The organism is Hymenobacter sp. GOD-10R, assembly GCF_035609205.1.
In the GTDB taxonomy this organism is placed as follows: domain Bacteria; phylum Bacteroidota; class Bacteroidia; order Cytophagales; family Hymenobacteraceae; genus Hymenobacter.
The window spans coordinates 5,874,147-5,886,271 of record NZ_CP141184.1 but is presented as its reverse complement, the minus strand read 5'-3'; the positions used below and the strand labels follow the sequence as shown (position 1 = coordinate 5,886,271).

Annotated in this window: 11 protein-coding genes; 6 read left to right on the top strand and 5 right to left on the bottom strand. The window is 55.1% G+C overall.

Annotation, left to right across the window (positions count from 1 at the left end; all coding sequences use genetic code 11):
- The first annotated feature begins 17 nt into the window (after positions 1–17).
- Together mrdA and rodA are read left to right on the top strand one after the other, a co-directional pair.
- Positions 18–1,853: a penicillin-binding protein 2 gene (mrdA, locus tag SD425_RS23495; RefSeq protein ID WP_324672891.1), complete on the top strand. Its 1,836-nt coding sequence runs from the start codon at positions 18–20 to the stop codon at positions 1,851–1,853.
- 143 nt (positions 1,854–1,996) lie between these two features.
- Entirely contained in the window at positions 1,997–3,289 is a 1,293-nt protein-coding gene (gene rodA, locus SD425_RS23490; RefSeq protein ID WP_324672889.1) for a rod shape-determining protein RodA, read from the top strand.
- An 8-nt stretch (positions 3,290–3,297) separates the two neighbouring features.
- Here rodA and SD425_RS23485 read toward each other — a convergent pair whose 3' ends face one another.
- Entirely contained in the window at positions 3,298–4,371 is a 1,074-nt protein-coding gene (locus SD425_RS23485) for a hypothetical protein (RefSeq protein WP_324672888.1), read from the bottom strand.
- A 9-nt stretch (positions 4,372–4,380) separates the two neighbouring features.
- Positions 4,381–5,550 carry a hypothetical protein gene (locus SD425_RS23480; RefSeq protein ID WP_324672886.1) on the bottom strand — a complete coding sequence of 390 codons (1,170 nt, stop codon included), beginning with the start codon at positions 5,548–5,550 and terminating at the stop codon, positions 4,381–4,383.
- A gap of 35 nt (positions 5,551–5,585) precedes the next feature.
- Here SD425_RS23480 and SD425_RS23475 point away from each other — a divergent pair, with 35 nt between their 5' ends.
- From SD425_RS23475 to recO, 4 genes are all read left to right on the top strand, one after another.
- Positions 5,586–5,909, top strand: coding sequence for a 2Fe-2S iron-sulfur cluster-binding protein (locus tag SD425_RS23475; protein WP_324672884.1), 324 nt, complete (start codon positions 5,586–5,588; stop codon positions 5,907–5,909).
- Positions 5,910–6,077: 168 nt separating this feature from the next.
- Positions 6,078–6,701: a thymidine kinase gene (locus SD425_RS23470; protein ID WP_324672883.1), complete on the top strand. Its 624-nt coding sequence runs from the start codon at positions 6,078–6,080 to the stop codon at positions 6,699–6,701.
- Between the two features lie 53 nt (positions 6,702–6,754).
- A complete protein-coding gene (locus tag SD425_RS23465) occupies positions 6,755–9,145 on the top strand; it encodes a two-component regulator propeller domain-containing protein (protein ID WP_324672882.1) in 2,391 nt (796 codons plus the stop codon).
- Between the two features lie 100 nt (positions 9,146–9,245).
- Entirely contained in the window at positions 9,246–9,965 is a 720-nt protein-coding gene (gene recO / locus SD425_RS23460) for a DNA repair protein RecO (protein WP_324672880.1), read from the top strand.
- Between the two features lie 67 nt (positions 9,966–10,032).
- Here recO and SD425_RS23455 read toward each other — a convergent pair whose 3' ends face one another.
- The 3 genes from SD425_RS23455 to SD425_RS23445 all read right to left on the bottom strand — a co-directional run bounded on the left by SD425_RS23455 (position 10,033) and on the right by SD425_RS23445 (position 12,114).
- The gene (locus SD425_RS23455) at positions 10,033–10,476 is read right to left on the bottom strand and encodes an FKBP-type peptidyl-prolyl cis-trans isomerase (RefSeq protein ID WP_324672878.1); all 444 of its coding nucleotides are present in this window, start codon (positions 10,474–10,476) and stop codon (positions 10,033–10,035) included.
- A gap of 41 nt (positions 10,477–10,517) precedes the next feature.
- Entirely contained in the window at positions 10,518–11,084 is a 567-nt protein-coding gene (locus SD425_RS23450) for an FKBP-type peptidyl-prolyl cis-trans isomerase (RefSeq protein ID WP_324672876.1), read from the bottom strand.
- 67 nt (positions 11,085–11,151) lie between these two features.
- Positions 11,152–12,114: an FKBP-type peptidyl-prolyl cis-trans isomerase gene (locus tag SD425_RS23445; protein WP_324672874.1), complete on the bottom strand. Its 963-nt coding sequence runs from the start codon at positions 12,112–12,114 to the stop codon at positions 11,152–11,154.
- Positions 12,115–12,125 lie beyond the last annotated feature (11 nt).

Genomic DNA, 12,125 nt, shown 5'->3' with positions numbered 1-12,125 from the left:
CTCTTGTTTTAGTCGCTTTGCAATACCTTGAAGGACGCAAATACGTAGTGCAAGCCATCTTCCTGGTGGTGGCGATGGTGTTTGGGGCACGTCTTTTCTACATTCAGGTGCTCGATGGCAGCTATAAGCTAGCAGCCGACCGCAACACCTTACAGCGCATTGTGCAGACGCCCTACCGAGGCCTGATTTATGACCGCAACCACAAGCTGCTGGTCCAAAATACGCCGGTGTACGACCTGATGGTGGTGCCGCGTGAAGTGAAGCGTCTCGATACCGCTCGCTTTTGTCAAGTGATGCAAATGACGGTGGAAGAAGTGCGGGAAGGCTTGAAAGCCGCCAAAGCATTTTCACGCGTTAAAGCTTCGCCGCTGGTGCAAAACCTAAGTACGCCGGAGCTAGCTGCTATTCAGGATAACTTAATTGATTTTCCGGGCTTCAGCATTCAGGCTCGGATGGCGCGCGCCTATGCTACCCAGAACCTAGCTCATACGCTCGGCTACGTAGGTACCATCACGCCAGCGCTGATGGAAATCCCGAAGTATGCTAAGTACCAGCCCAATGAGTTTTTGGGGCGCAGTGGCCTAGAGTCGTTCTACGAGCAGCAACTCATGGGACGGCGCGGCGTGAAATACCGCATGGTCAACGTGCGCGGCATTGAAAAAGGCGCTTTCCGTGGTGGAGAGTTCGATACGCTCTCCGTGGCCGGCCAGGACCTGCATACCAGCATCGACATCGATCTGCAGCAATACGGTGAGATGCTGATGGCCGGTAAGCGGGGCTCAGTTGTAGCCATCGACCCCAAGACCGGCGAGATCCTAGCGGCCGTTTCGGCGCCTGCCTACGACCCAGCAGTGCTAACCGGGAAAGGTATGGGCAACCGGTACATGGACCTGCTCAATCAGAAGGAGCGGCCGCTGTATAATCGTCCGCTCGGAGCACCACAGCCTCCGGGTTCGGTATTTAAGCTCGTTAATGAACTGGTTGCTTTGCAAATGGGCACCGTGTCACCGTCGACTGGTTTTCCCTGCAACTGGAGCCTGGTGAGGTGCACGCACCGCCACGAGTATCCGAGCAATGTGAGTATTGCCATCAAGAACAGCTGCAATCCTTATTTCTATCAGGTAATGCGGACCGCGGTCATGCGGGGTCGGTCGCGCAATGCCCGGGAGGACGTTCGCTTGGGGCTGGCTGAATGGCGTCGTCAAGTAATGTCTTTCGGCCTAGGCGATAAGCTAGGAGTGGACATGGGCTCCGAAACCAAAGGGCGCATTCCGAAGCCCGAGTTCTACGATAAGCTATACGGACACCACGGCTGGAACTTTCGCACTATTTACTCGCTGTCGATTGGGCAGGGAGAAATGGGCGTGACGACGATGCAGATGGCGAACGTGCTAGCTACCATTGCCAACCGGGGCTACTACTATACGCCGCATTTTGTGCGTGGTATCGGCAATGGTGGGCCTTTGCCAGAATATCAGAAGCGCCACTACACGACTGTGGCGCCACAGCATTTTGAGGCTATTATTCCGGGGATGCAGCAAGTAGTGGATGGCCGCGGCGGCACGGGCAACTATGCGAGCTTAGCCCAGTTCGGTATTTCTATGGCGGGCAAAACGGGAACTGTACAAAACCCCCACGGGGCCGACCACGCCACGTTTGCCGCCTTTGCTCCAATCGAGGATCCCAAAATCGCCATTGCGGTGTTCATTGAGAATGCTGGCTTCGGGGGCAACTCAGCGGCGCCGCTAGCTTCGCTTATGATCGAGAAATACTTGCGCGGCAAAGTCGTTCGTAAGAAATGGGAGGAGTGGCTGCCCGGCAGCGCCGACCGGTTTGTCTCGCGTCACCATTGATCTACAGCTCATGCCAGCACGGCTGCGCTTGCTGAAAGGTGGCTGCCGCGTTTTGCAGTACCACTTTGCTATCGTTTCTGTGAGAAGTTAGGTAAGCTCAGGGGTTTAACTAGCTTCTTCCAACCAGCTACAATTTACCTTCAATGCCCTCCTCCCCAGCGCGCTACAGCCGCAGTATCGATTGGATTACCGTTGGAATATATTTCCTGATGGTGTTCCTCGGTTGGCTGAATGTGTACGCGGCTAGCTATTCTCCTGACGCTCCTTCCAACGCCTTCAGCCTGAGCTTTGGCGAGCTGATGCAGTTCAACTGGTTCAAGCAGATCATGTGGATCGGGACGGCCGTTGTGCTTATTGTGGTGCTAGTGGTCATCGATTACAAGGCCTACGACACCTTTGCTTTTGGCCTCTACGGGGGTATGATTTTGCTGCTGCTCATCACGTTGGTGATTGCCCGACCTATTGCCGGTTCTCGCTCGTGGCTGGAGCTAGGTCCGGTGCGCTTACAACCCGCTGAATTCGCGAAATTTACGACGGCGCTGGCGGTATCGCGCTTTATGGCAAGTACCAACCTGCGGCATCAAAATTGGCGCGACCATCTGGTGCTGGCCGGGCTTACACTGCTGCCGCCGCTACTCATCATTGCTTCCAACGAAACGGGGCAGGCGCTGGTATTTGGCGCCTTCCTGCTCGCTTACTTCCGTGAAGGAATGTCGCCCCTGATTCTGATTGTGCTAGCGGCCGCGGGTGCTATTCTAATTCTTGCGCTGCTGATACCGAAACTATGGTTGGTGGGTGCTTTCACCGTAATGCTAGGGCTAGCATTCTTGTTCAACTCGCGGGTGTTGCGTCATCATCTGCCGCTGGCGCTCAGCGTGTGGGGCATTGTGGTGGCGATGGTGTTTGGAGTAGATTTCTTCTTCAACAACGTATTACAGCCCCATCAGCGCAAGCGGATTGAGGTTCTGATTAACCCTTCGGCTGACCCGCTAGGGGTGGGTTGGAACGTTACGCAGTCCAAGATTGCTATCGGCTCGGGTGGGCTAGTTGGGAAAGGCTTTCTGGAAGGCACCCAAACCAAGTTCGACTTCGTGCCCGAGCAAAGCACTGATTTTATCTTCTGCACCGTAGGGGAGGAGTGGGGCTGGGTTGGCAGCCTCGTCGTCATTATTCTGTTTATGACGCTGCTTGCCCGCGTGCTGTACGTAGCCGAGCGCCAGAAATCTGTGTTCGGCCGCACCTATGGGTACTGTGTGGCCAGCATCATCTTTTTCCACTTTGCCGTCAACATCGGCATGACGATCGGGCTGGCACCCGTAGTGGGTATTCCGCTGCCTTTCTTCAGCTACGGGGGGTCGTCGCTGTGGTCTTTCACCACGCTCTTGTTTATTCTGCTCGCTATCGACGCGTACCGTAAGCAGGATCTGGTGCGATAAGCGCTGCTCTATAAGTTGGTGGACGGTTGACCTTGAAGCCAACGAAACGTGGGGTGTCGTGTCAGAAGTAGACTAAAGGCTACCGCAAAGACCGGCGAAAACAGGTACCCCATGCGCGCTAGCTCGCTCGACAAGAGCATGTGGATTACTACCACCAGACCTAGCCCAACGCTTGCCCAACCCAACGGTTGCAACCACGGCCGTGCCTGCGCCCAACCGCCGCGCAGCCCAAGCAGGAGCACCAAGCTAAAGAAACTAAAGATGCTGAAGATCTCTCCGACGCCTTTCAACGAGAATAGGCGATGAAGAGAGTACGAGACATTCTCAAAGTGGCTGAAGGCATTCTTAACGCTCGCTTGCGCTTCGGTACCCGCTTGTTGGTCAACCCAATGGCGAACGGCATACACGAGCATACCCGAGGCCGCAAGCCAGAGGATTTGCCAAGGCCAGCGCATAGCCCGTTGCCCAAACAGCAGCAGCCAAGGCGCCAAAAAGATGAAAGATTCTTTGGCGTGCGGACCTAGTAAGATGCAGGCTACTAAAGCTAGGCCTGAGCCGCTACGAGCGGCGTAAAAACCTAGGGCAAATACCAGCATGTACAGGCTATCAACCAAGGGTAAGCCCGCAAGGTACACGGCCCAACGGCTTGTCAGCACGGCTACTAGACCGAGGAGCGCCGCGGCCGGCGTGGCGCCGTAGAGTAAGCACGTTTGGAAAATGACTAAGCCGGCGGCAGCCAGTAGCAAGGTATTTACGACATAGAAAGCTAGGCGCAGCGCCCAGTCGCTCGTCGCCCGCTGCGGCCAAATGCGCGCATAGATGCGCTCCAAAGGCCACGCTACGGCAGCAGCAGCGGCGGGTACCAGTACTCGGTAACGTCGCGTGATGCTATTTCCCTTGAATTTGCCCCTGGCCACACCTAGGTAGCTGCGCGTGTCGAGGGAGTGCGAGAAGTCGTAGTGCACGTACATGGTGTAGGCACTACCCGCTATCATGCCCACCGCGAACAGGTACACGAGCAGCAGTTGGCGCCAGCGCAACCGAATGCTAGGCGAAAAAGCGACAGAGACAGGAGAAGACACGCCCCGAACTTAAGCGAACTTTCGCTCAATAAGCTTCAGCAGCTTGTTCACGTGTTCTTCCTTCCGGACCCAACCGTGTTTCTGCGCTAGCTCATCCGCTACATACCGCCGAGCCGCGTCGGCGTCAGGCAGGCTGTCGAGATGCTGAATGGCCGCGTGATATTCCATGTTTTCGCCATTAAACAGCTCATTAATGAAGCTAAAGCGCTGGTTAATGGAAATAGCCTCACGCAGTGATTCAACCTTAGGGGCTTTTTCAGCTAAGATGGTACCAGTAGGTCGCTCCGGCCGCAGCGTCTCACCGAGTGAGGTGCCCGTTGGCCGCTCAGCGCGTAGCTTCTCATAGAGCGGAACAGCGCCAACCGGTGCTGCTTCTACCATCAGATGCCGGGGAGCTTCGGCCGGGGCTGGGGCAACTGGTTTGCTTTCGGCTGCTACAGGGCTAGGCTCTGGTTTTGGAGGTGTTTCTAACGGTTTGGCAACAACTTGCGGCTCCGCCTTGTCGACTTTGGGCGCAACGGGTTCGGGGGCTGCGGGGCTAGCCTCCAGCAAATCGGCTTCGGTTAGTGGCAGGAGGTTGTTGAGCTCCTGAACCAGCTTCGTAAGCGCATCGGTGGGCAAGGGGGTGCTCTCCTGGTAGTGCTGAAAGCCCGTGAGCAGAATACGACGCTCTAGCTGCTTGTCTGGTGTTAGCGTATCCAAGAAGCCTTCGTACAGCGCCTTTTCTACGTCGAGGTAGCGCAACGCGTCACGCAACTGCTCCACACTGGCATAAGGCTGGGCATTAAGCAGTTTTAGATCGAAAGTGGTAGTCGGATCGGTAATGACGGTGAAGGTATCGGCAACGGCACGGGCGAGCAATGGCTCGAAAGCCGTGCGCGTGAGTTTGATGCGGCGCGACAGCACATTCATGAACTGCGTGAGTGCTTGACGAACATCAGGAGCCTCAAAATCGAAATAAGGACTGCGCAGGCGCGCCATTTCGGCGGTCCATTGAGCTAGCAATTGCTGGACAACAAACAGGTTAATCTGCCGGATGGGCGTAAAGCGCAGAATGGCCGGCCCGTCGAGCGTCGCCGTGGGCGGCATAGCAGGGGCGGCAAAGTATTGTTGACAAAGGTGGTCGGCAAGGCGGCGGCCGTATTGTTCGCGCTTTGCCTGGCTATATTTATTGTTCATTTGAAAGCCTGGTTCAACTGGCAATTTAGGGAAAGATGCCCACTCTACTGATAGAAAACCTAGCTAGCGGCGCGTTGCCGGTACCTGCGGGCGCCACACTGCTGAGCGCGCTACAAACGGCCGGCCACGATTGGCTGCATGCCTGCGGAGGACGGGGCCGCTGCACCACGTGCCGGCTAGAAGTAGTAGAAGGGTTAGATCTGTTAACGCCTCTTACCGAAGCCGAATTGCGCTACCGTGCTGCCGGGCGTCTCTTGGCTCATGAGCGCCTCACCTGCCAAGCGCGTCTGTGCGAAGGGGCCGTGACGGGCCGCGTGCCGCACGCCACCAAGCTTCCGCACGTGAGCTACAGCGACTAAAGGAAGACTAATTGACTACCTGAACGATAAGAACCGGCGGCACTGTTTAGGTTGAAAATGCGTCGGCTTCCAACCATAAAGTTCTAATTTCGATTGTTAGAGTTGAGGAAAAACGGCCTGCTTGGCTCGCTGTTACTCAATTACTCCGTCACTCAGTTACCCGTTGTTGTGTTTATAGAACCTCGCGTCGGCACGAGCCGCGACCTACCCCGTCGGGGCTGGATTGAAGTCGTTTGCGGCTCCATGTTTTCTGGAAAAACCGAAGAACTGATTCGTCGCCTCAACCGCGCTAAAATCGCGCGCCAACGCGTTGAAATTTTCAAGCCGGCGCTGGACAAGCGCTACCACGAGCTCGATGTGGTGTCGCACAACGCCAACAGTATCCGTTCGACGCCTGTGGCGCTGGCGCAGGAAATCTTGCTGCTAGCTAGTGGTTGCGACGTGGTTGGCATCGACGAAGCGCAGTTCTTTGATGAGTCCCTGTTGGAGGTTTGCTCGCAGCTAGCTAACCGGGGCACGCGCGTAATTGTGGCCGGCTTGGATATGGACTACACCGGTAAGCCTTTCGGCCCGATGCCCGCACTCATGGCCGTGGCCGAGTTTGTGACGAAGGTGCACGCCGTGTGCGTATGCTGTGGCGAGCTGGCGGCGTACTCATTTCGCATTGCCGCTTCCGAAGACAAGATTTTGCTCGGAGAAACTGATTCGTATGAGGCGCGCTGCCGGCCGTGTTTTCTGGAAGGCATGAAAGAAAAAAATCCAGAGTCGGTTCGGGCGGCGGCGAAACACTAAATACAGCGGCGGACCGTTATCTTCCACCGTTATTTCGCTGCTATTCTCTGCCAATGAAGCATTTGCTACCCATTCGCCGCCGATCCGGCTGGTTTGTTATCTTCTTTCTAATCCTAGGTGCTTATACTGCTAACGCTCAAAGTACAGTTGGCTACGGCGACTGGCAGCTCTACTTGCCCAACAACCGGGCTAAGGTAGTGACAGATGCCGGCGACCGAGTGTATGTGGTTGCCGAGGACGCCTTCTTCTACTACGATAAGAACCTGAACACGACACGCTTCTTGACCCGCCGTGATGGGTTGAGTGATGTGGGCGTGAATACCGCGGCCTATGATTCGGTAAGTCAGCAAACGGTGATTGCCTACAAGAGTGGCAATATTGATGTCTTGCGCGCCGATGGCTCGGTGAAAAACGTGACCGACGTCTTGCGCAAGCAAATCTCAGGTGACAAGACGATCAACAGCATTTACTTCAACGGCAAGTCGGCCTACCTCGCGTGCAGTTTTGGACTGCTCCTGTTCGACATGACCAAGCTAGAGGTGCGCGAAAGCTACAGCAACATTGGCCCGAATGGTACGAGTGTGCGCGTGTATGCAACTACCGTGGCCAACGGCCGACTGTTCGCTGCTACTTCCGTCGGGATCATGCAGGGCTCGCTCACCGACAATCTGCTCGACTACAACCGCTGGACAATTGACCAGCTAGGTGGTAAGGGCTTTGGCGACTTCTACCAAGCGATAGCCACACAAAACGGCCAAGTATATGCTGGTGTAAAGCAGTCAGTTTTGTTTGTGTACAAAGGAAGCACAACTGGTTGGGTAGACGTGCCGGGTACCTATAGCGAGTCTTTCCGAAGGTTGCGCCCTTCCCGCTCTCAGTTGTTCGTGGTTTCAAGTGCTGGAATTGGCGCGGTGAATAGCACTGGGCAGTACACACTGTTAATCAGAAACCAGGTTCCGAACCCGCAGGATGTGCTACGCGCTAAAGGAGGGAAGCTGTTCATTGCTGATAACACTAGAGGCCTAGTGACCACGAGCGACGGTGGACAAACTATCGAAAGCTTTGTGACCAACGCACCCGCTAGTGTTTTAGGATTTAGCTTACTAGCGGACCGGGCCACCAATACGGTAGATGTATTCAGCGGGGGCTACCAAACTAACTACGTACAGAGCGACAACTTCCAAGGGTTCTACGAATACCGGGATGGGAAGTGGACGAATTTTAACAAGGAGAATTTTCCGGACCTAAGTCAGTATCCGAATCCCAAGGACTTGACGCGCGGCATCCGCGCACCGGATGGAACACTCTACATTGGGAGCTACGGTAACGGGCTGCTGCAATGGAAAGGCCCAGGAGAGTTCAAGCTATTCGGCCCTTCTAATAGTCCTTTGAAAACTGCTGATGTAAAATTTGATAACCCGAGCTACACGCGTGTAACGGACGTTACGACGGACGCCGACGGAAATGTGTGGGTTGCCAACCGTTATCCGGAACTACCGGGTACCCCAGGCGTGCACGTTTTCAAGCCTAGCGATGAGACTTGGCGAACCTTACCTTACTTTGCTGGATCGGATAACCTAGATCGTATCATCCTCGATGATTATAATGGCGTTTGGGCCTCGCGGTCGCGCCGGGGAATTAGTGGGAGCACTATCAACGGAGTAGTCGCGTACGACGAAGCTACTGGCACCACGCGTACCTTCTCCGATACCGATGGCGGACTGCCAGGTAGTGAAGTTTACGCCATTGTCAAAGACCGCAAAGGCGCTATCTGGGTTGGCACTTCCTCTGCTGGTGCTGCCTCCGGTTTGGCAGGTGCCGTGGCCGTATTTAGTGATCCTAGCCAAGCGTTTTTGTCTGGCAACAACACAGGTTTTCAGGTTCCCATTGTCCGTCGCGGTGAAACGAGTGGCTTTCCGCTCTTACGGGGTGAAACGGTGCTGTGTATTGCCGTGGATGGTGGCAACCGCAAGTGGTTCGGGACGGAACGGGGCCTCTGGCTATTTAACGAAGACGCTGATGAAGCTCTGTTACACTTTACGACTGATAACTCGCCGTTGCCCTCTAACCGTATCGTGGATGTGGCGGTAAACGACAAAACCGGCGAAGTATTCGTCCTGACGGATGCTGGCTTAGCTTCGTACCGCGGCGATGCCACCGTTACCGACACCAAACCTAGCTGCGCCAGCGTCTTTCCAAATCCGGTGCGCACGAATTTCACAGGGCAGGTCGGTATCTCGGGCTTGGCGAACAATGCCGTTGTGAAAATCACAGATGTCACCGGCGCCCTTGTCTACCAGACGCGCGCCAACGGCGGTACCGTAACCTGGAACCTCGCTGATTATAGCGGACGTAAGGTGCAATCGGGGGTGTACTTGGTGCTTACCTCCGACGCAGATGGCAATCAGGGGTGCATTAGCAAGATTGCGGTGGTGCAACAATAGCGTAACCGAGTAGCTAAGAAAGGGAGGAAGCCGTGGTTGAACGATATTACGCAGCTACTCCGTTAATCAATTACTCTCCTACTTAGTTACCCGTCGAAGTATGCTAATAAAAACCCGCGGTATCGTGCTGAACTATATTCGGTACCGCGAAACGTCCATTATCGCGCGCATCTACACCGAGCACCTAGGTTTGCAAACGTACATCGTCAATGGGGTGCGAAAAGCAAAGCCCCCGGGGCGTATTGCGTTGTTTCAGCCCTTCACGCTGCTCGACTTGGTCGCGTATACGTCGCGGCAGGGTGGCATCACACGCTTATCGGAGTACCGTTGCGAGCACCAGTTTCGGTCGTTGCCGTATGACATGCGCAAGAGCAGCGTCGTGTTATTTCTGTCGGAGATGGTAAGCCGCACGGTGCTGGAGGAAGAACAGAACGAACCGTTGTTCAACTTCCTGCACGACTCAATCCTAGCCTTTGATACGCAGGAAGCGGGCTTTGAAAACTTCGCGTTGACTTTCCTGCTTCAGCTAGCATCCTACCTAGGTTTTGGGGTTGAAGCGGGTAGTGAAATCACGACGCAGGTAGCATTTGCTACTGAGACAACCAACTCGGCGCGTGGTACCGGACCCGCGGCTTTGCGCTTTCAGGAATTCGACCACTACTTCGAGGAGCTGATTCATAATCCCGCGCATGCTACTGTGCCCAATGGCCGCGTTCGACGGGAGCTGCTGGAGGTGCTTATTCGCTACTACCAGCTGCACGTGGAAAAGCTAGGTGATATTCGTTCACTAGATGTATTGTCGGAAGTATTGGCCGAGTAAGACTTGCGCCAGTACCCGATTATAGCAAAAAGGCCTTCCCTTGGGAAGGCCTTTTTCGTGGTAAATCTTATTTTATTCTGACTACTTCCAACTCAAATTCCAAGTCAGTATCCGGTGGGATGATGTAGCGTCTTTCATCATCTGGGTCTAGGTTGCCTTTATGGCCGTACGCCAAGGCTGCCGGAATCCAGGCGTGGGCGCGAGTACCGGCGGGAAGCAGCAAAGCTAGCTCATCCCAGCCACGAATAACTTCCCCGCGGCCCGCCCGAAAGCGGATGGGAGCCCCGTCTGCCACTGAGGCATCAAAGATGCGCCCGTTGGGCAAATAACCGGTATACCGCATGGTAAGCCGGTCGCCAGGTTGGGCTAGGTTACCCGTGCCTTTTTGCCGAATGACGTACCGCACGCCGCTAGCCGTGCGCAGGGTATCCGCAGACTGCGCCAACGTGGACTGGGCAGCCAAGCTAAGGAAGGCAGCTAGGGTTCCGATAAGAAGGCGACCTGAATACATAACCTTTGCGCGCTCTGCTGTACCAGCAAAGTAGGCTATATCTATTTCACGTCAGCTAGCTCCACATCGAAGCGCAGGGGAGCATTCGGCGGGATGGGACCGTTACCGCTTGGACCGTATGCCTGGTAAGACGGAATCAGCAGGATGGCTTTTTCCCCTTTCCGCAGGGAAGCAAAGCCCTCGTGCCAGCCACTGATTACCTGGTCGACTCGCAGTGTAAAAGAGAAGGGCTTGCGTAAGCCAGTGGTAGGATCGGTAGCCGAAGCATCAAACAACTTGTTGGCCGGAATCGTGTAGCCCTTGTAGTAAGTGGTGAGCGACTGACCAGGCTGCGCCAATGGCACTGTGGTCGCAACCGATACCTTGTGCACGACCACCACTCCTGACGCCCGGCGCTCCACGTTTTTGAAGCTACTGTCGGCAACGTACTTGATGATGGTGAGCGAGTCGGCGGCGCGGGTAGCCCGGTAGGCCGCAATGGCTTGTTCTTGCAGCGCAGCGTTCTGCGCATCCGTGTCATCTTTTTTGCAGGAAGCAAGCAAAGGAGCCGCTGCCAAAGCTAGCGCGGCCAAACGAAGCAAGGAAGAGGAAGAAAAAAGGTGTGTCATAGTACCCTTGAAGTTAAGAAAAAAGCCCCGTCAGTTGAGTTCCGACGAGGCTTGTTCCCACTTAATTCTATTTAATGTCAACTAGTTCCACATCGAAGCGGAGCGGAGCATCGGCCGGGATATCGGCGCCAGCGCCGCGTTGTCCGTAAGCCAGAGACGAAGGAATGAGGAGCGTAGCCTTGCTGCCTTTGCTGAGCAGGGCAATGCCTTTATCCCAACCCGGAATTACTTGGCCAACACCTAGCGCAAACGAAATCGGCTTACCGCCGTTGCCTTTTGCCGAAGAGTCGAACTCTTTACCGTCGAGCAGCGTGCCGCGGTATTGTACCGATACCGTCTGGCCTTGCTTTGGCTTCGCGCCCGCACCGGGCTGCGTCACTACGTAGTAGATGCCCGACGTATCGCGCTGCGCCGTGAGATTGTTTTTCTTGATGTACTCTTGCAGCAGAACGTCGTCCTTCTTGAGCTGATCTTTGGCATGAGTCATCATCTTCTGCTGGGCTTCCATCATCGACTTCTGCTGGTCGGCCATGGCTTCTTCCTTCGTCTGCACCTTGTCCACTTTCACGTACATGGTCATGGTAGCGCCAGCCTTCTTCATGAATGGTGGCACCGGTGCTTTGAACGACTTAGCGAAGATTGTATCCACGTTGAAGCGAAACACGCCGCTGTCGCCAGGCTGGAGAAGGGAAATAGCTTCTTCTAAGCCACCCTTAGTTTTCACTTCTTGCAGCTCAATGCGCATTGGAATGCCCATCTGTTGCTTGCGCGAGTTGAACAAGATGGAGTCTTTGCCGGTGCGATACTCCACGTTCAGGGCCATCACCTTGCCCGTCCGCTCTTTGTAAGTAGGGTCGCCTTCGGGAGCTACTTCGCGGGCGTCGTACTTGCCTTTGCCTGTGCTCTTGAAGACTTTGTATTCAAAGCCCGATTTGGCCTTTTTGAATTCGCCACCGCCCTTGTTGCAGGAGGCTAGGCCTAATACGCCGGCTGCCAGAGCCAGACTCAGAAAATTGCGTGAAAAGAGCATGAAATAGAAAA